Here is a 25,822-nt window from a genome sequence, read left to right as displayed (position 1 = left end):
GGGGATCAAGTCGTATATGCACTTACGACTTGATCCCCTCCGTCCCCTTTTCCTGAAGAATTCAGGGGCCGTCTCATCCAATGAGACCCCTCATCCGTAGGTTTCCTCAATGGAAACCATCCGCAAGCTGGCCATTCTGGCCGATGCCGCCAAATACGACGCCTCCTGCGCCTCCAGCGGCTCGGGCAAGCGCGATTCGCGCGCCAGCGGCGGTATCGGCAGCACCGAGGGCATGGGCATCTGCCACAGCTACACGCCCGATGGCCGCTGTGTTTCGTTGCTGAAGATCCTGCTGACCAACTTCTGCGTCTACGACTGCGCCTATTGCGTCAATCGCGTGTCCAGCAATGTGCCACGCGCGCGCTTCAGCGTGGACGAGGTGGTCACGCTCACCCTGGACTTCTACAAGCGCAACTACATCGAGGGCCTGTTCCTCTCCAGCGGCATCATCCGCAATGCGGACTACACCATGGAACAGATGGTGGAGGTGGCCCGGCAACTGCGCGAAGAACACCGCTACGCCGGCTACATCCACCTCAAGACCATTCCCGAGGCCTCGCCGGAACTGCTGGCCAGCGCCGGGCGTTACGCCGACCGCCTGTCGATCAACGTCGAACTGCCCACCGAAGCCGGGCTGAGCGCCTTGGCGCCGGAGAAGACGGTGCATTCGATACGCGGCGCGATGGGCGAACTGCGTTGGCGCATCGAGGAAGCCAAGGAGGCGCGCAAGGCCCCCGCAGCGGTGGCGCCGACGGCCAGCCGCAGCGCACGCCCGCGCCCTCCCCGTTTCGCCCCGGCCGGGCAGAGCACGCAGATGATCGTCGGTGCGGACGGGGCCAACGACCAGCAGATCCTGGCCAGCGCCGACAGCCTGTACGGCAGTTACCGGATGCGCCGGGTCTACTACTCCGCGTTCAGCCCGATTCCCGATGCCAGCCGGCAGCTGCCGCTGCAGCCCCCACCCCTGCAACGCGAGCACCGGCTGTACCAGGCCGACTGGCTGTTGCGCTTCTATGGCTACGGCGTGGACGAGATCACCGACACCACCCAGGGCGGAATGCTCGATCTGGATATCGATCCGAAGATGGCCTGGGCGATCCGCCATCCCGAACGCTTCCCGGTCGATCTGAACCGTGCACCGAAGGAAATGCTGCTGCGGGTGCCCGGCCTGGGCGTGCGCAATGCAGAGCGCGTGCTGATGGCGCGCCGGCACGGGCGCCTGCGGGTGGCCGACGTAGCCCGGTTGAAGGCGCCGATGAGCAAACTGCTACCGTTCGTGCTGTTGGCCGACCATCACCCGCGCAAGGCACTGGATGACCCGGCCGCGCTGCGAGCACAACTGGCCCCGCCGCCGCGCCAAGGATCACTGTTCGATGCACCGCCGGCAGCCTGACGCGCCGCGCTGGTCGCAGCGGGTGGATCCGCCGTGGTCGCTGCAGGCCTGGCGCGACGGCGCGCGTGATGCGCTGCTGCGGGGCGTGCGGCCCGAGCAATTGGACTGGCTCGAAGGCGGCGAGGCATCGCTGCTGGATGCGCCGCCGGTGCAGCAGGCACCGGTGGCGGCACCGGCAAGCGTTCCCGGCGTCCCGCGCGAATTCCTGGAGCTGGCCGCCACCTGCCTGTGCCATGGCGAACCGCAGCGCCTGTCACTGCTGTACCGGCTGCTGTGGCGGATCACCCATGGCGAACGCGCGGTGCTGACCAATCCCGCCGATGCCGATGTGCTGCGTGCGATGACATTGGCCCAGGCCGTCCGCCGTGACACGCACAAGATGAAGGCATTCGTGCGCTTCCGCGAGCTGCCCGGCCAACCTGATGCGTTCATCGCCTGGTTCGAGCCACAGCACCACATCGTCGACCGGGTCGCGCCGTTCTTCGCACGCCGCTTCACCGGCATGCGCTGGGCGATCCTCACTCCTTCGCGCAGCGTGGCGTGGGATGGACAGGCGCTGGCCTTCGGCCCCGGCGCACGCCGCGAGGACGCTCCGGCCGAGGATGCGCGCGAGGCCCTGTGGCAGACCTATTACGCCAGCATCTTCAATCCGGCCCGGCTCAACACCCGGATGATGATGCAGGAGATGCCGGCCAGGTACTGGCGCCACCTGCCCGAGGCGCAGTTGCTGCCGCGCCTGGTGCGCGATGCGGGCGATCGCGTGCAGGAAATGCATGACCGGCCCGCGCAGGCACCCCAGCGCAGGATTCCCATGCGTGGGGACGCTGCGGCAGCGCGCCCAGATACCGCCACCCTGCAGACGCTGCGACAACAGGCCAGCGCCTGCCGCCAGTGCCCGCTGTGGGAGACCGCCACGCAGACGGTGTTCGGCCAGGGGCCGGCCGATGCGCGGGTGATGGTGATCGGCGAGCAGCCTGGCGATACCGAGGATCTGCGCGGCCAGCCGTTCGCCGGCCCTGCCGGCCAGTTGCTGGACCGCGCATTGGCCGAACTGGGAATCGATCGCGCCACGCTGTACCTGACCAACGCGGTGAAGCACTTCCACCATGAGCGGCGTGGCAAGGTGCGGCTGCACAAGCGGCCGGAAAGCCGCCACATCCAGGCCTGCCGGCCGTGGCTGATGGGCGAGATCGCGCGCGTGCGGCCGCAGATCATCGTCTGCCTGGGCGCAACCGCGGCAGCCTCGGTATTTGGCCGTGATTTCAATCTGTCGCGCGACCGTGGACGCTGGCACACGCTGGAGGAAGGCACCCGCGGCTACGCCACCGTGCACCCGGCGTGGGTGCTGCGGCAAGGCGATGGCGCGCGCCGCGAACGGGCCTATGCACTGTTCCGCGATGATCTCGCGCAACTGCTGCAAAGAGGGGACGGAGGGAATTAAGTCGTGAATGCACTTGCGACTTGATCCCCCCGTCCCTCTACTTTCAGGCTGCGTCGGGCTGGTTTTCCGGGCGCGCGCGGTCGAAGGCGTCCAGCGCCTGACAGGCGGCCTCGATGCGGCGAAGAGTCGGGTACGGCGCAAGGTCCAGGCCGAAACGATGGGCGTTGTACAGCTGCGGCAGCAGGCAGAGGTCGGCCAGCCCGGGGCGGTCACCGTGGCAGAAGGTGCCGGTGTCACGGCTGTTGGCCAGCATCGCCTCCATTGCTGCGAAGCCCTCGGCAATCCAGTGCAGCGTCCACTGCGTGCGTGCATCGGCCGGTAGCTGCAGACTGCGCTCCAGGTACTGCATCACCCGCAGGTTGTTGATCGGATGGATATCGCAGGCCACAAGGTGCGCCAGCGCCCGCACCCGTGCGCGGCCCGCAGCGTCGGCCGGCAGCAGCGGCACCTGTGGGAAGCGCTCTTCCAGGTACTCGATGATCGCCAGCGACTGGGTCAGCGTGTGCCCATCATGCAGCAGGGTCGGCACCAGCTGCTGCGGATTGAGCGCGCGATAAGCCTCATGGTGCTGCTCGCCACCGTCGCGCACCAGATGCACCGGCCGCGCCTCCCAGGCCAGGCCCTTCAGCTCCAGGCCGATGCGCACGCGGTAGGCGGCGCTGGATCGCCAGTAGGTGTACAGCACGATGCCGTCGTCGACCGGGATCTCCATCGCCGCCTCCATGCTCAGGGCTTGGCCGCCTGTTCGATGCGCTGCTCGATCGCACCGAAGATGCTGTTGCCGGCAGCATCGAGCATCTCGATGCGGACCACGTCGCCGAAGGACATGAACGGCGTGCTCGGCTTGCCGTCACGCAGGGTCTCGACCACGCGCTGCTCGGCGAAGCACGAGGCACCCTTGCTGGTGTCTTCGTTGGCGATGGTGCCCGAGCCGACAATGGTGCCGGCACCCAGCGGGCGGGTCTTGGCCGCATGCGCGACCAGCTGGGCGAAGTTGAACTGCATGTCCACGCCCGCCTCCGGCGCACCGAACCACTGGCCGTTGATGTGGGTCAGCAACGGCAGGTGCACCTTGCTGTCCTGCCACGCAGCGCCCAGCTCATCGGGGGTGACGAACACCGGCGACAGCGCCGAACGCGGCTTGGACTGCAGGAAGCCGAAGCCCTTGGCCAGCTCGCCCGGAATCAGGTTGCGCAGCGACACATCGTTGACCAGGCCGACCAGCTGGATGTGGCCCGCCGCCTGTTCCGGGGTGGCCGCCATCGGCACGTCGTCGGTGATCACCACGATCTCCGCTTCCAGGTCGATACCGTACTCCTCGCTGACCACCTTGACCGCATCGCGCGGGCCGTAGAAGCCGGCACTGGTGGCCTGGTACATCAGCGGATCGGTGTAGAAGCTCTCCGGCACCTCGGCGCCACGGGCGCGGCGCACGCGCTCGACGTGCGGCAGGTAGGCACTGCCGTCGACGAATTCATAGGCGCGCGGCATCGGCGCGGCCAGGGCCTGCGGGTCGAGGTCGAACACGCCATCGGCGTCGCCGGCGTTGAGCGATTCGTAGAGGGCGTTCAGGCGCGGTGCGATGTGGCTCCAGTCCTCCAGGGCCTGCTGCAGGGTGGCGGCAATGCCGGTGGCGCGCACGCCGTGGCGCAGGTCACGCGAGACGACGATCAGGGTGCCGTCGCGGCCGCCTTCCTTCAAAGAACCAAGCTTCATGGGTGGGTGTCCGGAGTCGTGGGCAAACAAGTTTCAAGTGTAATCAAATCTGCGGCGGCGCCAAGCTGCAGCGCGGCATCGGCCCACACTACCGCAGGAGGGGGTTCGGCAGGGCTTGCAGCCCTGCACCTGCAGAAGCAACGGCAACGTCAAAAGCCTGCATTCCGTGGGATGGCGGGGAGGTGTGAGTGGGCAGGACACGCCGTAAACCCATCCCTGGGGGCTCGATGGCGCCATCCATGGCGCCAACGGTCCTGCCCACCCACACCGCCCCACCCCCGACAGGTTCCCAATGACTGATCGAACATCCACATCATTCATCGTCGAGATCCGTCAGACACCGAAATTGATCGAATGAGATTCGACAGATCGCGGAAAACTGTCGAAGGCGGGGTGGGTCCGGTGACAGGGGCGTGAGCCGCATGGATGCGGCGACCGAGCTTACATGGACGTACTTGCAGCGCCCCCTGCCACCGGACCCACCCCGCCTACCCACAGGAACCCGGCCTTTGACGTTGCTTCAGCCTCTGCGGGTGCAGGGCGCAGCCCTGCAGAGAGAACCCCTACCTGAACAGGTCTTTTTGCGTGAAGTCTCAAACATCGTTTAGACTTGCACGGTCTGCAGCGGCCGTCCGTTTCCCTCCGGGATCGCCGGCGACCAGGATCCGCCCTCTTCGCCCGCCCCCACTCCGACGCCGTTCGTCACGCATTCCAGCCTGCGCTTCGTGCCGGCTGCACCCAATTCTCGCAGCGCGGTTCACGGGAACGCTCCGAGTCAGCCGATCAGTTTGATCTGCCCCCGTCTGTCCGTTCGGACAGGCGTTTCTTGTACTTGGAGCAAACTCAATGTCTTTTGAATCGCTGGGCCTGGCGCCCTTCCTGCTGCGTGCGCTTGCCGAGCAGGGCTACGAAAACCCGACCCCGATCCAGCAGCAGGCGATCCCGCTGGCACTGGCCGGTCGTGACCTGCTGGCCGGCGCACAGACCGGCACCGGCAAGACCGCCGCCTTCGGCCTGCCGCTGCTGCAGCACCTGGGCACCGCCTCGCAGGAAGTGCGCAGCGGCCCACGCAAGCCGCGCGCGCTGATCCTGGCACCGACCCGCGAACTGGCCACCCAGGTGCACGACAGCCTGCGCGGCTACAGCAAGTACCTGCGCATTCCCAGCGCCTGTATCTACGGCGGCGTCGGCATGGGCAACCAGCTGGACATCCTGCGCCGTGGCGTGGACCTGCTGGTGGCCTGCCCGGGCCGCCTGATCGACCACCTGGAGCGTCGCAGCATCGACCTGTCCGGCATTGAACTGCTGGTGCTGGACGAAGCCGACCGCATGCTCGACATGGGCTTCCTGCCGTCGATCAAGCGCATCCTGGCCAAGCTGCCGAAGCAGAACCGGCAGACCCTGCTGTTCTCGGCCACCTTCGAGGACAACATCCGCCAGCTGGCGCTGGAGTTCATGCGCAACCCGGAACAGATCCAGGTGACGCCGAAGAACACCGTGGCCGAAACCATCACCCACCGCGTGCACCCGGTCGATGCCGGTCGCAAGCGCGACCTGCTGCTGCACCTGCTGGCGCAGGACAGCCGCGAGCAGACCCTGGTGTTCGCCCGCACCAAGCATGGCAGCGACAAACTGGCCTCGTTCCTGGAAAAGTCGGGCATCAAGACCGCGGCGATCCACGGCAACAAGAGCCAGGGCCAGCGCCTGCGTGCGCTGGGCGACTTCAAGGCCGGCCGCGTGACCGTGCTGGTGGCCACCGATATCGCCGCGCGCGGCATCGACATCAACGAGCTGCCGAAGGTGATCAACTTCGACCTGCCGATGGTGGCCGAGGACTACGTGCACCGCATCGGTCGTACCGGCCGCAACGGCGCGACCGGCCAGGCGATTTCGCTGGTGGCGCAGGATGAAGTGAAGCTGCTGCGCGCGATCGTGCGCCTGCTGGGCCGCGACATGGACATCCGCGATGTACCGGGCTTCGAGCTGCAGGTGCCGATCCGCTGGGGCAACAGTGCGCCGGGCAAGGCCGAGCACGATACCGGCGAGCGCGCACCGCGCAAGAGCCATGCGCGCCGTCCGCACGGTGATGCGCCGCGCCACGCGCACGCAGGCCCGAAGAAGGCCGGCGGTGGCCGCCGCGAAGGCGGTGGCAATGGCCAGCAGCGTGCAGGTGCCGGCCAGGGCCAGCGCCGTGGCGGTGGTGGCAATGGTGGCGGCCGTGGTCGTGGCCAGGGTGGCGGCGGTGGTCGCGCCGGCTGATCCCAGCTGACATCGAGGGTGCTTCCCGCTGCGCGGAGGCTATCGAGGGCGAATGGGCATGGGGGCAGCGCAGAACACGCTGTAAATACGTCCATGTAAGCTCGATGGCGCCATCCATGGCGCCAACGGTTCTGCGCTGCCCCCATTCCCATCCGCTTCAAGCATTGCCTGCGCCTTCTTGTCCCGCCGGGTAGCCGGGAGAAGAAAGATCAAATTCAAATTTTCAAAGGCAAAAGCCGAAGTCGCAATTCCTGGCTTTGCTTTTGCTTTTGCTTTTGCTTTTGTATTTGCCCTTGCTCCCGCCTTGGGGTCTGATGCGTCCGCGCCCGCAGGAAACTGTCATGGGAGGCAGGGGGTCTCAGCCAGGACCGTTGGCGCCAAGGATGGCGCCATCGAGCCCCCATGGATGGGTTTACGGCGTGTCCTGGCTGAGGCCCCCTGCCTCCCAAGCACAACAGAAACTCGGCGCCAAACACCTCAACCCCGCGCTTTACTCGGATTCACCAGATTCCCGAAGAAGATCGCGTTGATCAGCAGTCGGTCCGTTCCGTGCCAGTACTTGCGGTGTGCCGGGTCATCGGCAAACAGCACCACGTTGCCCTGCCCCTGCGCCGACACCAGCAGCCACGCACTACCCGCCACCCGCGTGCGGTTGCGCTCGGACAGGTAGCCATTCACCCGCGGCGGCGTGTCGATGCGCACCACCGTGGAGAACGGGTTCGCGCTCGGCTGCAGCGTCACCGTGTTCTCCTTGTTGATCGCCAGCTGCCGGCGCGGCACGCCGAACGCCAACGGATGGCTGGTATCCACGTCGGCACTGAGAATGTTGCCGCTGACCCGCTCGATCGCAGCGATGTCGCGCTGGTCGCCAAACGCGCGGCGACTTGCATCAGCAGCCTCTTCTTCCTTGCCGAGCTTTTCGCCGTCGGCCAGCTTCTGCTCGATCGCCCACTTCGAGGCACTGCCGTAGGTCACCAGTGAACCACCGGCCTGCACCCAGCGCTTCAGTGCAGCCACCGCCGTGGCATCGACGCCCGTGTAGGTGCCACCGGACAGCACGATCGTGGTGTAGCCGTCCAGCGGTACCTTGCCCAGCTGCTGCGGATCCAGCTTGCTGGCCGGCAACTGCAGCTGCTGGTCGAGCAGGAACCACGCCGATCCGATTTCGGTGGCGGCCACGCCCTCGCCCATCACCAGTGCCACCGCAGGCCTGCGCAGCGCCTTGACGCCGTCACTGCCGAGGTCGATGCCTTCGCGGCTGCGGCCGCTGGACAGCGCGTGGACCTGTACGCCCGCCTCGCGCGCGGCGGATGTCACTGTCTCGAGCAGCGCCGCGCCCTGCAGCGATTGCCCGGCAACCGGAATGACCAGGCTGCCGGCGGCGAAGCTGACGTCACCCTGCGCGGTCGCGGTGGTGAACGGCTGGAATGCCGCGCGTGCATTCACGCCCTTGCCCTGCAGCGCGGCCAGCGCGCGCCCGGCGTTGTAGTCGCGCCAGTCGATGGCGTAGGCGAATCCGGCCTCGCCGCCCAGCACCGCGCCCTGCTCCACCGGCAGCGCGGCCACGCGTGCGCCGCCTTCGATACGGCTGCGGCTGCCCGCAAAGGCCACGCCGTAGGCCGGTGCGATTGCATAGCTGGTGCTGCCGTAGAACACATCACCCTTGATCCGCGGCGTCTCGGCAAAGATCGAATGCACCAGGCGGAACTGCGCCTGCTGCACCGGCACCACGTAGGCGCTGCCGGCATCGAAGCGCTGCCCATCGACAGTGACTGCACGGTCCAGTGCGCGCACCTCGATCCGGTGCAGCAGCAGCAGTTCCAGCAGGCGACGGGTCAGGGCCGGGTCATGCGCATCGCCGAACACGAAGCTCTTCACCGGCTGCTGCGCAGCCTGCTTCAGCGCGCTCTGGAAGAACTGCTTCTGCAGGTCGAACAGGCCGCTGCGCTCGGTCACCGCGCCACGCACCGTGCCCAGCCCGGTGGCGACCTGGTTGCGGATGGTGAAGGGGAAGGTCAGCAGGCCATTCACCGATTCCTGCACGCGGCCGCGCGAGCTGGCCTGCTCGACGGTAACGCCGACAGCGCCATGGAAGTCCGGATAGGTGGAACCGTACACCGGCGAGAAGTTGTCGAAATTCTCGCCGGTGTAGTACAGCGACCCCAGCGCATCCAGCGCCTGCGCGTGGTACTTGGCGAGGGTCTTGTTGAATTCATACGACGCCGCCGGAATCAGCGGACTGTGCATGCTCTTCGGCGAGGGCTCGAAGTAGTAGGTGCTGTCCTTGCCCATTTCGTGGAAGTCGATCTGCACGTTCGGGTACCACTGGTGGAACACCTCCACCTTCGGCCGTGAGTCCTGCTGGGTGAGGGCCAGCCAGTCGCGGTTGAGATCGGTGAAGTAGTGGTTGGTACGACCCTGCGGGAACGGCTCGACGTGTTCCTTGTCGGCGGGGTCGGCAGAAGCCGGGTCGGACGCCCAGGCGTTGTGCCAGTTGGCAGCACGGTCACGACCATCCGGATTCTGCGCTGGATCGAACAGCACCACCGCCTGCTGCAGCCATTGCTGGGTTTCTGCGCTGCGGTTGGCTACCAGGTAGTACGCCGTCAGCATCGCTGCCTCGGCACTGGAGGTCTCGTTGCCGTGGACGCTGTAGCCCAGCCACACCACCACCGGGCTGTCACCGGCGGCGCTGCGCGGCTGCGCCGGATCGGCCAGGGTCGCGTGCTGCTGGCGGATCTGTTCCAGCCGCGCATGATTGCCTGCAGCGGTGACGGTGACGATCAACAGCGGGCGGTCTTCATAGCTGTGGCCGATCTCGCGCACGCTGATCTTGTCCGAGCGTTTCGCCAGTTCCTGGAAATACGCCACCAGCTGGTCGTGCCGGGTGTAACGGCTGCCGATCGGGTAGCCGAGGAACTGCTCCGGCGTCGGCACCGCCGCATCGAACGCCGCTGCGTCGGTGACCTGCGGAAAGAAGTACGCGCTCTGTGCCTGCGCCGGCTGCGGCAAGGACAGTGCGGTAGCGGCGGCAAGCAGCAACGGAAGAACGGCACGGCGATGCAAGGACACGGTGACTCCCCTGGAACACAACGGCAGACGATCGCGCGGCCGGTCCCCTCAGGTGACCGGCCGCGGCGGATGGATCAGAAGCGGTAATCGAAGCCCAGCGTGAAGTAGCGGCCACGCAGGTCGTACTGGCTGAAGTCGTACGGCGCGCGGATGCCCGGGAACGAGGCGTCGTACGGCGGCGTCTTGTCGGCCAGGTTCTGCACCTTGGCATACACGGTCAGCTTGTCGATGCCGGTGTAGGCCAGGTACAGGTCGTACTGGCTGTAGCTGCCGACGCGCTGCTGCACGGCTTTGGCGGCGGTGCTGGCCTCCTGGCGGTAGCTGCTGGTGTAGTACCAGGTCACGGCTGCGTTGAAATCACCGTACTTCCAGTCCAGCATGGTGGTGGCCTTGTCCTTGGGCAGGGTCGCGCCCAGGTTGCTGCCGGCGTAGTCGACCAGCGGCCCACCGACCACGGTCGGGCGACGGTAGTCGCGCACGTGGGTGTAGGCCGAGGACACGGTGAAATCACCCAGCGCCGCGGTCGGGATGCGCTGGCGCAGCTCGACATCGATGCCCGAGGTCTTCAGCTCGCTCAGGTTCTGGTAGCGGTTGTAGACCGCCTGCAGCTTGCCGCGCTCATCGCGCTGCACGGCGCCGGCCACGTTGTCGTTGACCAGGGTCTGGGTGTTGTTGGTGCCGACCAGGTTGTCCAGCTGGATGCGGTAGTAGTCCACGCTCAGGTTGGTATTGGCCCACGGCGACAGCACCACACCGAAGTTCACGCTCTTGGTGCGCTCGGGCTTCAGTTCGTTGTTGCCGACGGTGAAGAAGGTCGGGTTCTGGCGCGAGCCCGGCACGTCCGGATCACGCGGGTCGACCACGCTGCCGTAGGCGATGCTGGTGCTGTTGGAGTTTTCCGACAGCGACGGCGCACGGAAGCCCTTCGACGCCGACGCACGCACCAGCAGGACATCCAGCGGCTGCCAGCGCAGGCCGATCTTCGGCGAGAACGCATCGCCGAAATCATCGTAGTGATCAGCGCGCGCGGCGGCGGACAGCTCCAGCGTCGAGGCCAGCGGCACGTTCACTTCGGCGTAGGCCGCACTGACCTGGCGCTTGCCGTGTACTTCGGCAATGGCCGGGCGCACCTGCAGGCCAGCATCGATCTGCCACGGGTTGTTGGAGTCGAGCTTTTCGCGGCGCCACTCGGCGCCGGCGGCGAAGCCGATCTCGCCGGCCCAGGTGTGGCCCAGGCTGCCGGAAATCTTCGCATCGATGCCCTGCAGCTTGGATTCGGCCGGACGCAGCGTGGCGATGTTGATCGAATCACGCACCGACTGCGGCGTGGCCGCCGGGTTGAGCAGGTTGTAGCTGCCCGTGGCCATCGCGTCGGCCAGCGCCCAGCGGTTGGCGAAGCCACCGGACACGCTCTCGCGCTCGCTGCTGCGTGCACCGAACGCGGCCACTTCCCAGTCCCACGACGCGGTGGTGCCACGCAGGCCGAACACGCCGCGGTAGGCGGTGGAACGGTTGGTCTTGATCGTGCCGCCCAGGTCGAAGAAGGTGTACTCGATCGGGATCGCGCGGCCGTACGGGTTGTACGGATTGTTGGCCGGCAGCAGCGACGACACCGGCTCTGCCAGGCCGCTGTTCGCGTTCAGTGCGAAGCGGCCGCTCTCCAGGGTGAAGAACGGGCTGCTGCCGAACCACGCGGCACTCTTGATCTGGCTGTACAGCACTTCGCCGAATGCTTCGACGTTGTCGTTCAGGCGGAAGGTACCGTTGGCGTAGGCCTGGTAGCGCTTGGTCGAGGGGATCAGCGTGGTGAACGGTGCCTGGTTGAAGCCGCAGGTGTCGCCGGCCAGGCCGTCGATCGGTGCGCTGGCGACGCGGGTGGTGCCGGTCGGGCAGTTACCGTTGGCATCGAGCATCGGCACCGAGACGCCGTTGACCAGGTAGCGCGCGCCCTTGGCCGACCAGCCGTTCCAGCGGCCACCCGGCTTGTCGGTATAGATGCCGCTCTTGGTCAGGTTGCGTTCGTCCTGGTCCAGGCGCTCGCGGTTGTACCCCTGCAGGCTGAAGAGGATGTTGTAGCCATCGGTGTCGAGATCACCCAGGCCGCCGACGAACTTCAGGTTCTGCTCGTGCAGGCCGCCCTGGTCGGCACCGCCGAAGCTGCCGCCGATCTCGGCGCCTTCGAAGTTCTGCCGGGTGATGATGTTGACCACGCCGGCCACGGCGTCGGAGCCGTACACCGCCGAGGCGCCGTCCTTGAGCACCTCAATGCGCTCGACCGCGACCAGCGGCAGCGCATTGAGATCGACGAAGGTGTCGGACAGGCCACCGGCCGGGAAGCCGTAGTTGGCCAGGCGACGGCCGTTGAGCAGCACCAGCGTGTTTTTCTGCGACAGGCCACGCAGGCCGATGCCGGCCGAGCCGGACGCCCAACCATTGTTGGTGGTTTCGTTGCTGGCGTTGCCGGTGTTGGCCGAGATCGAACGCAGCACATCGGCCACGGTGGCCTTGCCGGTCTGTTCCAGCTGCTGGCGGCCGATCACCTGCACCGGGTTGGAGGCCTCGGTATCGGTGCGCTTGATGTTGGAACCGGTGACGCGCACGGCGGCCAGGGTACTGGCTTCGCCACTGGCATCGGCGGAGGTTTCGGCGGCGGCGGACAAAGGCGCGGCCAGAGCGACGGCCAGGGCCGCCACGAGCAGGGTGTGCTTGGGCATGACGATGTGGGGGAGGTGGAAAGGGCGACGTAGTTCCGCAGTAGTCCATGCCTGGCCGGGATCCGGCCAATAACATCTCTTCATACGGATATAAGAGAAACTATCATCTCTTCATCCGGATGGAAAGAGTTACTTCACGAGAGCCAAACATCCGCTCAGGATGACCGGCCACCTGCGGCGTACAATCGCGCCATGGAAATCTTCAAAGTCTTCATGCTCGAGGCGGCGCACCGCCTCCCCAACGTGCCGCCGGGGCACAAGTGCGCGCGCCTGCATGGCCACTCGTTCCGGGTGGAACTGAAGGTCGAGGGCGAGCCGGGGGCGCAGACCGGCTGGATCATGGACTTCGGCGACGTGAAGGCGGCCTTCCAGCCGATATACGACCGCCTGGACCATCACTACCTCAATGACATCCCCGGCCTGGAGAACCCGACCAGCGAGAACCTGGCGGTGTGGATCTGGAACGAACTCAAGCCCAGCCTGCCGGCGCTGAGCGAGATCACCGTGCACGAAACCTGCACCTCCGGCTGCCGCTACCGGGGCCCGATGGCCTGATCAACCCATTGATCTGAAAGGTTTTTCAAAGGCACCCTAGGCGCCTTTGTTATTTTTGTTGCAATGCGGCATCAAGAGCGTATGCTGCAATGCATCAAGCCACTCCCTGATGCCCCATGGCCGCCGCCTTCAGCGATCGCTTCAGTGATGCAACCCGCCAGCTCGCCGCCGCAGCAACCCGCGCGAACCGGTTGGCGTTGGAGAACGCGGAAAGCATGTTCGGCGTGCAGCTGAAGGCGATGGAGCGCAACCTGACCGCGACCGGCGGCTGGTTGGGTGAACTGGCCCGTAGTGACGACACGGCCGGGATGCTCAACAAGGGCGCACAGCTGTGGCAGGACAACCTGCAGCGGCTGGGCCAGGCCCATCAGGACGTGGTCGGTCTCGGCCTGCAGGCCGGTAAGGCCTGGTCCGAACTGGTGCAGGGCTACAACGAATCAACGGCGGACGCGAGCAACCACTGACGCGACGCAACGCTCATTGCGTGGGTCCCTCCCCCCACGCAATCCGGACCCGGCAGATCCCTCCCTCTGCCGGGTCTTTTTTTGCCTGGCGTTTGGATACCGAAGTGCGTCTTCGCCCGACGTCTCTGCGAGCTGAAGGGCCCCGTCGGGGCAGGCAGGGGCCTGGGCAAATGTCCCCCGGCGCCGGCCGTTGGCCGTCACCTCCTCCTTTACTTTGCCCAAACCCCTGCCCGCCCCGACGAGGCTCGGTGTGCGGTGAGGAAAGCGCAGCACGCGCGGCCGCCTTTCAAGGAAGCGCCGACAAACTCCGAACGCCGGGCGGATGCCCTTGCGTACGAAGTAAAGGGGGAGGTGACGGCCAACGGCCGGCGCCGGAGGACATTCGTACGCAAGGGCATCCGCCCGGCGCCACGCAGAATGAATCCGCCACACGCGTGTCTTCGTCCCGATTCCCCGCGAACTGACGGGCCCCGCCGAGACAGGCAGGGGCCTGGGCAAATGTCCCCCGGCGCCGGCCGTTGGCCGTCACCTCCTCCTTTACTTTGCCCAAACCCCTGCCCGCCCCGACGAGGCTCGGCGTGCGGTGAGGAAAGCGCAGCAAGCGGCCGCCTTTCAAGGAAGCGCCGACGAACTCCGAACGCAGGGCGTAGGCTCTTGCGTACGAAGTAAAGGGGGAGGTGACGGCCAACGGCCGGCGCCGGAGGACATTCGTACGCAAGGGCCTACGCCCTGCCCCGCGCAGAACACACCGCGAAGCAACTTCAACGCCCGCGATTGACGTGCCAGTGCTGGTGCCACGCCTGGAACATCAGCACGTTCCACAGGTGCGTGTGCCACTTGCGCTCACCCCGCAGGAACGCTTCCCAGATGCCGCGCACGCGTGCCGCATCGAAGCAGCCCTGGTTGCGCAGCAGCTGCGGGTCCAGCAACGCCTCCGCCCAGTCGCGCAGCGGGCCCGCCAACCAGCGCGCCATCGGCGGTCCGAAGCCGCGCTTGGGGCGATACACCAGCGGCTCCGGCAGATAGCGTGCCAGCAGATGCTTGAGGATCCGCTTGTGCTCCCCATCGTGGTACTTCAGGTGCTGCGGCAGGCGCCAGGCCAACCGCACCACCTCCATGTCCAGCAGCGGCGCGCGCGTCTCCACGCCCGCCGCCATGCCCGCGCGATCAACCTTGGCGAGGATGCCCTCCGCCAGATCCATGCGGAAATCCAGCAGCTGGATGCGGGCCTCGGCCGGCAGCGCCGTGTCCTGCTGCTGGAAGATCGTCATCGGCTCGCGTGCACCCAGCACCACCTGCGCCGGCTGCCGCCAGCGCGTCACGCGCTGCAGGTAGTGACCTTCCACGTCGTTGGCGGCGACTTCCGCCACCAGTGCGCGCCAGCCGCCCAGGCGGCCGCGCTCGACATTCATGCGGTTGCCACTGCGCCGCGCCAGATCACGCACCCAGTCCGGCAGGCCACCGCACAGGCGCGCATTGCGCAGCGCGCGCCCATAGCTGGGGTGGCCGAAGAACAGTTCATCGCCACCGTCGCCGGTGAGGGCCACCGGCTTGCGCGCGCCCAGCAGTTCACTGGCCAGCAGGGTCGGCAGCTGCGAGGCATCGGCGAACGGTTCGCACCAGACCTGCGGCAGCCGCTGCAGCAGATCCAGGCCTTGTCGCGCGTCCATCCGGTGCAGGTGGTGTTGCACGCCCAGATGCCGTGCGACCTGCGAGGCCCAATCGCTCTCGTCATGGCCGGGATCGTCGAAGCCAACCGTCCACGCTTCGATCGGAAGCGTCGACTGTGCCTGCATCATCGCCGTCACCAGCGAGGAATCGGTGCCGCCGGACAGGAACGCGCCGCAGGCCAGCGGCGAATGCATGCGTGCGGCGATGGCCTTCTGCAGCACAGCTTCCAGCTGGTCGGTCGCCTGCTCGAGGCTCGGCGCCGGCTGCAGCGGTTCCTGCAGTGCGCTCTGCATCGCATCGCGTGCGCACCAGTAGCGTGAACCACCCTGTGCGGCCTGGCTGGAGCCGCCAGCCGCATGGTCATTCAGATCGATGCGCAGCATCGCGCCTGCCACCAGCTTGTGGATGCCGCGGTAGATGGTGTGCGGTGCCGGCACGTAGTCATGGCGCAGCAGCAGGCTCAGCGCATCCTGGTCGATGCTCGGGGCGAAACCGGCAAAGGCCTGGAGTGCCTTCATTTCCGAGGCGAACAGGAACCGGCCCTGGTACCAGCCGTAGTACAGCGGCCGCTCGCCAACCGGGTCGCGGGCCAGCCACAGTTCGCGCGACTCGCGATCCCATACGCTGAAACCGAACGCGCCCTCGATGCGGGAAAGCGCCCGTTCCACGCCCCATTCGATGATCGCCTGCAGCAGCAGCCGCGCATCGCTGCAGCTGCGTGGCAGATCGCGCAGCTGCGACTGCAGGTCGGCCCGGTTGTACAACCGGCCATCCAGGCACAGCACGTAACGGCCACAGTCCGAACTCAGGGGCTGCAACGGCGTATCGGTTGGCGCCCGGCAGTGGCCCAGCGCCAGGCCGGCCTCGGCGTCGGTCCAGTAGCCGATGCGCCCCCGGCCGCGCTGCTGCAGGGCGCGCAGCATTGGCGCCAGCTGCTGCAGCAGGTGTTCGTCCTCGGCGGGCGGCAGCCAGGCCCCGACCACGCCGCTCATCGGGCACCTCCGCAGCGGCAGCGGCGGGACGGGTTCAGCAGGCAGGCGGCGGCGGGCGACATGGGAGCGACACGCGGAGCGGAGGAGACTCCATGCTCGGCCCGCCCCCGGCCCTGCGTCAGTCGCTTTGCTGTCAGCGATGGTCACCGTGCGTATCACGAAGGTAACGTTTTGTAACAGCATCAGGCTATGCTGGACGCCAAGTTGTTGCCAGGCCTGAGGCCCGGCCCGTGCGCCAGCAACCCCGGCTGAATGGCGCCCGCCCCCGGGACCCGGGCGGCCCGAAGGCTGGGATAGCATCGCCGCGCTCGTGCCGTGGCGGTACGTGTGCGTCCACGGAGGCCTTGAAAATGCTGGATATCGTACTGGTCGAAGACGATGCCCGCCTGGGTACGATGGTCAGCGACTATCTGCAGCGGCATGGCTACCAGGTGGCCCACGAGCGCAGCGGTGAGCGTGCGGTGGCCCGGATCCTGGCCGACAAGCCCGCCCTGGTCCTGCTCGATGTCGGCCTGCCCGACCAGGATGGTTTCGAAGTGTGTCGGCAGATCCGCCCCCACTATGACGGCATCATCTGCGTGCTGACCGCCCGCACCGACAACATCGACCAGGTGCTGGGACTGGAACTGGGCGCCGATGATTACATCGGCAAGCCGATCGAACCACGGGTGCTGCTGGCCCGCCTGCGCGCCCACCTGCGCCGTCACCGCCGGGTCGAACCACGCGACGGCAGCCTCCGCTTCGGCGAGCTGAGCATCGACCCGTCCACCCGCAACGTGCACCTGCAGGGCGCGCTGCTGGAGCTCACCACTGCCGAGTTCGACCTGCTGTTCCTGCTGGCCAGCAATGCCGGCCAGATCCTGGACCGCGATGCGCTGCTGCGCGGCCTGCGCGGGATTGCCTTCGACGGCCTGGACCGTTCGATCGATGCACGCATCTCGCGCCTGCGCCGCAAGCTGGGCGACAACCCTGAACAACCGGAGCGGATCAAGACCGTACGTGGCCGCGGCTACCTGTTCAGCCGCTCGGCATGGGGATGAAGCGCACGCCCTCGGCGATGCGCGGCCACGCCTTCCACTTCCTGCGCTACGGCATCGGCTTCCTGGTCGCCCACCTGCTACTGATCGTGCTGGGCCTGTGGGCCTGGGATGCGCTGCTGGAAGACCGCACCGAAGCCGGACTGCTGGCCGAGATGCGCGGTACCCATGCCCTGCTGCAGCACCGCTTCGCCGAAACCCCGCGCGAGCAGTGGCCGACGCTGGCGCGCGAACTGGACGCCGACTTCGCCTATGCCCTGCGCATGGTGCCGTTGGCAGAGGCGATGAAGGCGCTGCCGGCCAGCCAGCGCCCCCCCTTCAGCAACGGCCGGGTGCAGATCGACCTGGAGCACATGCGCAGCCTGCAGCGGATCGGCGACAGCGACTACGCGGTGATGCTGGGGCCGTTGGACGAAGCGCTGCCTGACGAGGGCTGGCAGGACAGCGAAGTGTCAGGCGTGGCGATCCTGCTGCTGATCCTGATGGTGGCCGTGGCGCTGCCGATGTACGTGATGGTCTACCGCCTGTGGCGCGACGTCTCGCAGCTGGCCCAGGCCGCCCGGCAGATGCGCGACGGCCAGCTGGACACGCGCGCCCCGCGCGCCGGCACAGCGCTGGTGCGGCCGCTGGCCAATGCCTTCAATCACATGGCCGAGCAGCTGCAGCAGCTGCTGGAAAGCCAGCGCGTGCTGGCGCAGGCAGTGGCGCACGAAGTCCGCACGCCGCTGGCGCGGATGCGTTTCGGCCTGGCCGACCTGGAGGACACCGCGCTGGACGAGATCCAGCGTGATGCCTTGGGCGGCCTGCGCACTGATGTCGATCGGCTGCAGCACCTCACCGATGCCGGCGTCGAGTACGCCGCGCTCGGCCGCTGCCATCAGCTGACCCGCCAGCGCCTGCAGCTGGCGGCACTGGTACGTGGCGTGGTGGCCCAGTTCGCACCGCTGCCGATGCCGGTACAGCAGGTGCTGTCGCCGGCGGGCCTGGTCAACGTCAACCGGCACATGCTGGAACTGGCACTGCGCAACCTGCTCGGCAATGCCCTGCGCTATGCGCGGCGGCAGATCCGTATCGCCAGCACGGTCAACGACGGCTGGCTGTGCCTGCAGGTGGAGGACGATGGCCCCGGCATCGCACCCGAACTGCGCGGCCAGGTGCTGCAACCCTATGTGCGGCTGGATCCGGGTAGCCCCGGTTTCGGCCTCGGACTGGCGCTGGTGCAGGTGGTGGCCGACAAGCATGGCGGCCTGGTCGAAGTAACCGATTCGGAGCTGGGTGGTGCCTGCATCCGACTGCACCTGCCGCTGGAAAGCGGCGCTGCCGTGGAGTGCAATGCGGCCTGCTAGGCCGCGGGTTCCGCACGCGGCAACGCAAACGCGAACAACGCGCCGCGCTCGCTGTCACGCAGTTCGATGCGGCGGCCGTGCAACTGCACGATGCGTTGCACGATCAGCAGGCCCAACCCGCCGTTCTCTCCACGTCGCGCGCCCAGCGCGGCCGGTGCCTGGAACAGCTGCGTGCGCAGTGCAGGGGCAACACCAGGTCCATCATCGGCCACGCTGACCTCCACGCTGTCCGGCGTCGCGCGCAGGCACACCTCGATCCGCCCACCGTCGGGCGCATGCCGCAGCGCGTTGTCGAGCAGGTTGGTCAGCACCCGCTCGACCAGGCCCAGATCGGCGCGCACCAGCGGCAGGCCGGGCGGGAAGTCCGCGTGCAGGTGCTGGTTGCGAGCCTGCGCCGCCAGCTCGAATTTCTGCAGCACGTCCTGCAGCAGCTCCGGCAATGCGAACACCTCCCACTCCAGGCGCACTTCGCCATGCTCCAGCCGCGCCAGCTCAAACAGCGCACGCGCAAGCCGGCCAACCTTGGCGCTCTGCGCCAGCGCGATACCGAGGTAGCGGCGGCGCTCGTCCGGCGACAGCGTGGCGTCCTTCAGCGCCAGCGTTTCCAGATAGCCGTGCAGCGACGACAACGGCGTGCGCAGGTCGTGCGAGATGTTGGCGACCAGCTCGCGGCGCTGCAGGTCCTGCTGGCGCAGCTGCTGCCACTGCTCGCCCAGCCGCTGCGCCATCTGCGCGTGTGCGTGTTCGAGGATCACCAGCTCGTCGCGCTCACCGGGACGCAGCGGCTCCGGCGGCGGCAACGGCGTGGGTGCGTCGATGTCAAAGGCCTGGATGCGCCGGGTCAGCCGCCGCAGCGGGCGCGTCACCCAATAGAAGGCCACCAACCCGGCCAGCAGGCCCAGGCTGCCGACAAGCATCACCGACCACAGCGTGGTGTTCCACTGGCTGCCGGCGGCAAGGTCGTCGGACAGCATCTGACGGTGTTCGCCGACCAGCACCACGTACACATAACCGGCCTGGCGACCCTGCACGATCAGCGGCGCGGCACTGAACACCTTGCGGCCGTCCGTGCTGCGCGGGTCATCGCCCAGGATCGGCAACGGCGCACCGGCCAGCAGCCGGCGCAGCGGTGCCACGTCCACCCGGTTGCGCACCAGATGGCCTGTCGGCGCATCGTGGCCGAGGATGCGGCCCTGGTCGTCCAGCAGGTAGACCTCGACGCTGGGGTTGACCGCCATCAGCTGGCCGAACAGCGCGCGCACGGCGGCATCACGCATGCCGCTGGTGTCCATCAGTTCGCTGCGCTGGGCAATGTGCTCGGCCAGGCCCAGCGACAACCGCTGCACCACTTCCTGCTCGTGGCGGGTGTTGGCGCGCATCTGCAGCGCCAGCAACGCCATGCAGCACATCAGCATCAGCGCAGCGATCACCGCCGCCAGCTTCTGCCACAGGTTCGGCTTGATCATGCCGCCGCCCCGGCAGGATCGACCAGCTTGTAGCCACGGCCCCACACCGTCAGCAGCCGCCGTGGATTGGCCGGGTCCCGCTCGATCTTGCTGCGCAGGCGATTGATGTGGGTGTTGACCGTGTGCTCGTAGCCATCGTGCTGGTAGCCCCAGACCTGGTTGAGCAGTTCCATGCGCGCGAACACCTGGTCCGGATGACGGGCGAAGAACAGCAGCAGGTCGAACTCGCGCGGGGTCAGCTCCAGTGCGTTGCCATCCACCGAGGCGGTACGCGCGACCGGGTCCAGCTGCAGACCGCCCAGCTCGATCGCGCCGGCATCGATGCGCGCGCTCTGCGCCATCGCCTCGGCCCGGCGCAGCAGCGCACGCACACGGGCCACCAGTTCCGGCATCGAGAAGGGCTTGGCCAGGTAATCATCCGCACCCAGTTCCAGGCCGACGATGCGCTGCGTTTCGCTGCCACGCGCACTGATGATGATGATCGGCACATAGCGCGCCATCGCGCGTGCACGCTGGCAAACCTGCAGGCCGTCCACGCCGGGCAGCATCACGTCCAGCACCAGCGCATCCCATGGCCCTTCCTGCTCGAGCAGGCGCAGGCCGGCATCGCCGCTGGCGGCATGGGCGACGTCGTAGCCCTCATCGCCCAGATGCATGCGCAGCAGGTCGGCGATGTGGGCATCGTCTTCAACGATCAGCACGCGTTTGGTGGACATCGGCAGCTCGGGGCCAGTGGGGAGGCTGGCTGCATTGTGGCGCGGGATGGACGCCGATACCTCACGAAAAATTGAATCCTGCGTGAGGATTCGTTGACCCGGGCGGGCGCAGCATGGCCCCGTCGCCCCTTCCCGGAGTCCGCCATGTCCCTTACCCGACGCCATCTGCTGGGCCTGGGCGGTGTTGCCACCGCCGCCGGCCTGCTCGGCCTGGGGGCCTGCAGCCGCGCCGCCCCGGCCGCCGCTGAAGCGCGCCCGTCGCGACAGTTCGAGGTCATGCGCAGCGATGCCGACTGGCGCCAGCGCCTGACCCCGGCGCAGTACGCAGTGCTGCGCCAGCAGGCGACCGAGCGCCCGTACAGCAGCCCGCTCAACAAAGAACACCGGCAGGGCACGTTTGCCTGCGCCGGCTGTGCGCTGCCGCTGTTCTCCTCCTCCACCAAGTTCGAGAGCGGCACCGGCTGGCCCAGCTTCTGGGCGCCACTGCACAACGCCATCGGCGAAGACCGCGACGTCACCTTCGGCATGCTGCGGGTGGAGGTGCACTGCCGCCGCTGCGGTGGCCACCTCGGTCATGTGTTCAACGACGGGCCTCGCCCAACCGGACTTCGCTACTGCATGAACGGCGCAGCGATGGTGTTCGTTCCCGGTGCCGCTGAGGGCGGTACCGCCGATGGCTGGCGGGTGCCGGTCGGTTCTTCCCCTGCTTCCGGAGCCTGACGATGCTGCTGTTGCTGCTTGCCTACCTGGGGGGCGCGCTGACCCTGCTCAGTCCCTGCATCCTGCCGGTGCTGCCGTTCGTGTTCGCGCGTGCCGACCGCCCCTTCCTGCGCAGCACGCTGCCGCTGCTGCTGGGCATGGCACTCACCTTCACCGTGGTCGCCAGCCTGGCTGCGGTGGGCAGCCAATGGGTGGCACAGGCCAACCAGGTCGGACGCTGGATCGCCCTGCTGCTGATGGCGCTGTTCGCGCTGGCATTGCTGTGGCCGCGGTTGGCCGACCATCTGCTGGCACCGTTCCAGCGCGTGGGTGCGCGGCTGAGCGCGCGTGCAGATACAGCCGATGCCGCAGGTAATGGCGGCGCATGGACCTCGCTGCTGATCGGCATCGCCACCGGCCTGCTGTGGGCACCCTGCGCCGGGCCGATCCTCGGCCTGGTGCTGACCGGTGCCGCGCTGCACGGGGCCAGCGCCGGCAGCAGCACGCTGCTGCTGGCCTACGCACTGGGCGCGATTACCGCACTGGCGCTGGCGGTATGGGTAGGTGGCCGCGTGTTCCGCGCGCTGCAGGCGCGGCTCGGCCTCGGCGATGTGCTGCGCAAGGTACTGGGCGTGGCCGCACTGCTGGCGGTGGTGGCGATCGGCCTGGGCTGGGATACCGGCCTGCTGACCCGCCTGTCCGCGGTCAGCACCGCGCGCATCGAGCAAGGCCTGCTGGATGCGGTACCCGGCACGCAGCCGGCAGCACCGTCGATGATGATGATGGCGGGCCCCGATGCGGGTGCCAGTGCACCGCTGCCAGTGGAAGGCACCCTGCCCGCGCTGGACGGTGCCACCGGCTGGCTCAACAGCCCGCCGCTGACGGCCCAGCAGCTGCGCGGCAAGGTGGTGCTGGTCGATTTCTGGACGTACTCGTGCATCAACTGCCTGCGCGCGATGCCGTTCGTGCACGAATGGGAGCGCCGTTATCGCGACCACGGCCTGGTGGTGATCGGCGTGCACACCCCGGAATTCGCCTTCGAGCGTGACCCGCGCAACGTGATGAAGGCGGTGCAGCAGCTGAAGGTCGAGTACCCGGTGGCGCTGGACAACCAGTACACGATCTGGCGCGCGTTCAACAACCGCTACTGGCCGGCGCAGTACTTCGTCGATGCGCAGGGCAACATCCGCAGCCACCAGTTCGGCGAGGGCAACTATGCGCGCTCGGAACAGGTGATCCGTCGCTTGCTGACCGAGGCCGGCCAGACGAACCTGCCGGCGCCGGCCGATCCGGCCGCCGCCGATCTGAAGGGCGTGGCTGCGCAGGCCGACATGGGCAATCTGCGCTCGCCGGAAACCTATCTGGGCCACGCCCGTGCCGAGCAGTTCGCCTCGCCCGGTGGGCAGCGCAGCGACACCGCGTTCGACTACACATTGCCGGCCACCCTGGCGTTGAATCAGTGGGGCCTGTCCGGACGCTGGACCGTTACCGACGAGGCTGCGCAGGTGCAGCAGGCCGGTGGCCGCATCGCCTTCCAGTTCCATGCGCGCGACCTGCACCTGGTGCTGGCACCAGGCCAGGAAGGAAAGCCGGTGCACTTCCGCGTCCTGCTGGATGGCAAGCCATTGCCGGCCACCGATGCCGGCACTGATGTCGGCGCCGATGGCAGCGGCGTGGTCGACGAGCACCGCCTCTACCAGCTGGTGCGCCAACGCGGCACGGTCAGCCCGCACCGCTTCGAGATCGAATTCCTCGATGCGGGCGTGCAGGCCTATGCCTTCACCTTCGGTTGAACCGGGAGGACACGATGAAATTCTCCTTTGAGCAGGGCATTGCCGCTGGCGTTGCCGGACTGGTGGCCACGGCATTGATCGCCGGTGTGCTGCTGGTTGACCACGGCGCCATCGCGGCACCGGTCGAAGCCAGCGCGCAGACCCAGGCACTGCCCGTACCCACGGGCGACGCTGCGTTCCGCGATGACACCACCCACGCCAGCGTGGTGTTCGCCGGCGGTTGCTTCTGGGGCGTGCAGGGCGTGTTCCAGCATGTCAAAGGCGTGAGCAATGCGGTGTCCGGCTACATCGGTGGCAGCGCTGCCAATGCCCGCTATGAGCGGGTCAGCAGCGGTCAGACCGGTCATGCCGAAGCGGTGAAGGTCGACTACGACCCACGCCAGGTCAGCTATGCGCAGTTGATGCAGGTGTTCTTCTCGGTGGTGCACGACCCGACCCAGCTCAACCGCCAGGGGCCCGACCACGGCAGCCAGTACCGTTCGGCGATCTTCACTGACGACGCCCGCCAGCAGGCGGCCAGCCGCGCCTACATCGCCCAGCTCGGCCAGGCCGGCAGCTTCCGCGCGCCGATCGTCACCCAGCTGGTCAGCGGCCAGCGCTTCTACCCGGCCGAGAGCTACCACCAGAACTACATGACCAACTACCCGCAGGCCGCCTACATCCGCTACTACGACGCGCCAAAGCTGGCCGCGCTGGGCAGGCAGTTCCCGGCGTTGTACCGGCGCGATGCAGCGCTGGTGCCGATGCGCTGACGGCATTTCCGTGGGGCCGGCTGGCGCTCGGTGCGGCTCCTGCCGATGCGGTAACGCCCCGGGTAGTGCCGGCCGCTGGCCGGCTCTTGCGGTTCCAGGGATTGCCGGCCAGCGGCCGGCACTACCAAAAAAAGACGCACGGCCATCCAGCCGTGCGCTTGGAAAGTACCGGCCGTGCCCCGATCAGGCCCGGCCGACAACGACATGCTAGGCTCGCCGTCATCATGGGTACAGCACCAGATGGCGGGAAACTCGATGGATACAGATGATCAGAGCGCAATGATCCCCCCCCGCTACCAACGGCTGTCCGACGAACTGGCCGAGGCCATCCACGGCGGACGCCTTCCGGTAGGCAGCCGCCTGCCCTCGCTGCGGCAGATGGCCCTGCAGCGCCGGCTCAGCCTGAACACGGTGATCGCCGCCTACCGCCAGCTGGAAGACGCTGGTCTGGTCATTCCCCGGCCCAAGGCCGGCTTCGAGGTCGCGCCGCGGCTGTCGGTGCCGGAACGTTCGCTGCGCGACACACCGTCTGCGCCCACCGCGCCGCTGCAGCAGGTACTGATGGCCCGCGTGCTGGAAGCACAGCGCCGCCCCGGCGTGATCGACCTGGCCTTTGCCGGCCCGCGCGGTCGCCAGTTCTACCCCGGAGCGCAGCTGGCCAAGCACACGGCGCAGGTACTGCGCCATGGCCAGCAGACCGTGGAGACGTATGCACGCCCCAACGGCTCGCCACGGCTGCTGGCGCAGATCGTGCGCCGCGGCCCGCGCATGGGCCTGCATACCCACAGCGAACGCCTGCTGCTGACCCACGGTGCGATGGAAGGGCTGCAGCTGGCACTACGCGCGGTCACCCAGCCCGGTGATGCGGTCGGCATCGAGGCGCCGTCCTACTTCAACCTCTACCCGTTGCTGGCCAACCTCGGCCTGCAGGCCATCGAACTGCCCACCCATCCGCAGCTCGGCTTGGATGTGGATGCGCTGGACGCGCTGCTGGAGCACACGCCGCTGGCCGCACTGGTGGTGATGCCGACCGTGCATAACCCGCTCGGCTGCACCATGCCGACCACCGCCAAGCAACGCCTGGCCGAACTGGTCAACGCACGCCAGCTGCCGCTGATCGAAGATGCGGTGTATGCAGAACTGCAGTTCTGCGAACCGCCGGCACCGCTCCTGAAGGCCTTCGATCGCGATGGCTGGGTGATGGTGGTCGGCGGCTTTTCCAAGACGCTGGCGCCGGATTACCGCATCGGCTGGCTCGATGGCGGCCGCTTCGCCGAGCGCATCGCGCTGCTGAAATTCCAGTCCACCGGCGGCGAGCCGCAGCTGCTGGGCGACGCGGTGGCGGCCTATCTGGAAGCGGGCAGCTACGAGCACCATCTGCATCGCATGCGCCGGCTGTACCGCGAACAGGTCGGACGGCTGCGCCAGCTGGTGGCCGAACACTTCCCGGCCGGCACCCGCGCCACCGAACCGCAGGGTGGCTTCCTGCTGTGGCTGGAACTGCCGGGCGTGGACACGCGCGAGCTGTTCGAGCGTGCACTGCAGGAGGACATCGTGTTCATGCCCGGCCAGGTGTATTCACGCGGCGCGCGGTATCGCCATTGCCTGCGGCTGTCGTGCTGCCAGACGCTCGATGCACGCTTCATCGGCGCGGTGGAGCGGTTGGGTGCGATCGCGCGGGAGCTGGCGGCCGCAGCACGGTAGTGCCGGCCGCTGGCCGGCAACTGCACGCAGGT

Annotated in this window: 18 protein-coding genes; 11 read left to right on the top strand and 7 right to left on the bottom strand. The window is 67.6% G+C overall.

The genetic code is table 11. The features are described 5' to 3' along the window. The first annotated feature begins 109 nt into the window (after positions 1-109). Complete coding sequence (locus AC5P9P_RS10355; protein ID WP_049459268.1) at positions 110-1,393, top strand: putative DNA modification/repair radical SAM protein; 1,284 nt, start codon at positions 110-112, stop codon at positions 1,391-1,393. Beyond that, positions 1,374-2,834 carry a UdgX family uracil-DNA binding protein gene (locus AC5P9P_RS10350; RefSeq protein ID WP_495232745.1) on the top strand — a complete coding sequence of 487 codons (1,461 nt, stop codon included), beginning with the start codon at positions 1,374-1,376 and terminating at the stop codon, positions 2,832-2,834. The genes AC5P9P_RS10355 and AC5P9P_RS10350 overlap by 20 nt, the downstream gene beginning before the upstream one ends. A gap of 43 nt (positions 2,835-2,877) precedes the next feature. On the opposite strand, the gene maiA is transcribed toward AC5P9P_RS10350, so the two are convergent. Together maiA and AC5P9P_RS10340 are read right to left on the bottom strand one after the other, a co-directional pair. Beyond that, positions 2,878-3,546: a maleylacetoacetate isomerase gene (gene maiA / locus AC5P9P_RS10345; protein ID WP_495232744.1), complete on the bottom strand. Its 669-nt coding sequence runs from the start codon at positions 3,544-3,546 to the stop codon at positions 2,878-2,880. Between the two features lie 14 nt (positions 3,547-3,560). Further along, positions 3,561-4,550 carry a fumarylacetoacetate hydrolase family protein gene (locus AC5P9P_RS10340; RefSeq protein ID WP_099490736.1) on the bottom strand — a complete coding sequence of 330 codons (990 nt, stop codon included), beginning with the start codon at positions 4,548-4,550 and terminating at the stop codon, positions 3,561-3,563. An 846-nt stretch (positions 4,551-5,396) separates the two neighbouring features. Here AC5P9P_RS10340 and AC5P9P_RS10335 point away from each other — a divergent pair. Further along, on the top strand, positions 5,397-6,809 hold the full coding sequence (locus AC5P9P_RS10335; RefSeq protein ID WP_005412154.1) for a DEAD/DEAH box helicase: 1,413 nt from the start codon (positions 5,397-5,399) through the stop codon (positions 6,807-6,809). A gap of 477 nt (positions 6,810-7,286) precedes the next feature. On the opposite strand, the gene AC5P9P_RS10330 is transcribed toward AC5P9P_RS10335, so the two are convergent. Together AC5P9P_RS10330 and AC5P9P_RS10325 are read right to left on the bottom strand one after the other, a co-directional pair. Next, positions 7,287-9,881, bottom strand: coding sequence for a M14 family zinc carboxypeptidase (locus AC5P9P_RS10330; RefSeq protein ID WP_495232743.1), 2,595 nt, complete (start codon positions 9,879-9,881; stop codon positions 7,287-7,289). A gap of 74 nt (positions 9,882-9,955) precedes the next feature. Next, positions 9,956-12,595 (bottom strand): TonB-dependent receptor plug domain-containing protein, encoded by a 2,640-nt coding sequence (locus AC5P9P_RS10325; protein ID WP_495232742.1) that lies wholly within the window; start codon positions 12,593-12,595, stop codon positions 9,956-9,958. 192 nt (positions 12,596-12,787) lie between these two features. Between AC5P9P_RS10325 and queD the strand changes: the two genes are divergently transcribed. Together queD and AC5P9P_RS10315 are read left to right on the top strand one after the other, a co-directional pair. Further along, entirely contained in the window at positions 12,788-13,150 is a 363-nt protein-coding gene (queD, locus tag AC5P9P_RS10320) for a 6-carboxytetrahydropterin synthase QueD (protein ID WP_033835414.1), read from the top strand. A 116-nt stretch (positions 13,151-13,266) separates the two neighbouring features. Beyond that, positions 13,267-13,614, top strand: coding sequence for a phasin family protein (locus tag AC5P9P_RS10315; RefSeq protein ID WP_033835413.1), 348 nt, complete (start codon positions 13,267-13,269; stop codon positions 13,612-13,614). Between the two features lie 761 nt (positions 13,615-14,375). Here the strand turns inward: AC5P9P_RS10315 and asnB are convergent. After that, positions 14,376-16,277 (bottom strand): asparagine synthase (glutamine-hydrolyzing), encoded by a 1,902-nt coding sequence (asnB, locus tag AC5P9P_RS10310; RefSeq protein WP_088436423.1) that lies wholly within the window; start codon positions 16,275-16,277, stop codon positions 14,376-14,378. Between the two features lie 350 nt (positions 16,278-16,627). Here asnB and AC5P9P_RS10305 point away from each other — a divergent pair, with 350 nt between their 5' ends. Then, positions 16,628-17,317 carry a winged helix-turn-helix domain-containing protein gene (locus tag AC5P9P_RS10305; protein WP_005407950.1) on the top strand — a complete coding sequence of 230 codons (690 nt, stop codon included), beginning with the start codon at positions 16,628-16,630 and terminating at the stop codon, positions 17,315-17,317. After that, a complete protein-coding gene (locus AC5P9P_RS10300; RefSeq protein ID WP_111188327.1) occupies positions 17,314-18,660 on the top strand; it encodes an ATP-binding protein in 1,347 nt (448 codons plus the stop codon). The genes AC5P9P_RS10305 and AC5P9P_RS10300 overlap by 4 nt, the downstream gene beginning before the upstream one ends. Here AC5P9P_RS10300 and AC5P9P_RS10295 read toward each other — a convergent pair. Together AC5P9P_RS10295 and AC5P9P_RS10290 are read right to left on the bottom strand one after the other, a co-directional pair. Continuing rightward, the gene (locus AC5P9P_RS10295; RefSeq protein ID WP_495232741.1) at positions 18,657-20,126 is read right to left on the bottom strand and encodes a sensor histidine kinase; all 1,470 of its coding nucleotides are present in this window, start codon (positions 20,124-20,126) and stop codon (positions 18,657-18,659) included. The genes AC5P9P_RS10300 and AC5P9P_RS10295 overlap by 4 nt on opposite strands. Next, positions 20,123-20,842 carry a response regulator transcription factor gene (locus tag AC5P9P_RS10290; RefSeq protein ID WP_049402693.1) on the bottom strand — a complete coding sequence of 240 codons (720 nt, stop codon included), beginning with the start codon at positions 20,840-20,842 and terminating at the stop codon, positions 20,123-20,125. The genes AC5P9P_RS10295 and AC5P9P_RS10290 overlap by 4 nt, the downstream gene beginning before the upstream one ends. A gap of 144 nt (positions 20,843-20,986) precedes the next feature. On the opposite strand from AC5P9P_RS10290, the gene msrB reads away from it, so the two are divergent. The 4 genes from msrB (at position 20,987) to AC5P9P_RS10270 (ending at position 25,790) form a co-directional block, all read left to right on the top strand. Next, positions 20,987-21,562 (top strand): peptide-methionine (R)-S-oxide reductase MsrB, encoded by a 576-nt coding sequence (gene msrB / locus AC5P9P_RS10285; RefSeq protein ID WP_005407946.1) that lies wholly within the window; start codon positions 20,987-20,989, stop codon positions 21,560-21,562. Positions 21,563-21,564: 2 nt separating this feature from the next. Beyond that, a complete protein-coding gene (locus AC5P9P_RS10280; RefSeq protein ID WP_242899082.1) occupies positions 21,565-23,334 on the top strand; it encodes a cytochrome c biogenesis protein DipZ in 1,770 nt (589 codons plus the stop codon). A gap of 14 nt (positions 23,335-23,348) precedes the next feature. Further along, positions 23,349-24,086, top strand: coding sequence for a peptide-methionine (S)-S-oxide reductase MsrA (gene msrA / locus AC5P9P_RS10275; protein WP_049432952.1), 738 nt, complete (start codon positions 23,349-23,351; stop codon positions 24,084-24,086). A 255-nt stretch (positions 24,087-24,341) separates the two neighbouring features. Further along, on the top strand, positions 24,342-25,790 hold the full coding sequence (locus tag AC5P9P_RS10270; protein ID WP_088470545.1) for an aminotransferase-like domain-containing protein: 1,449 nt from the start codon (positions 24,342-24,344) through the stop codon (positions 25,788-25,790). Positions 25,791-25,822 lie beyond the last annotated feature (32 nt).

This window comes from Stenotrophomonas sp. YJH_SMC_14-1 (assembly GCF_059372275.1).
This window is presented reverse-complemented; position numbering and strand designations above follow the sequence as displayed.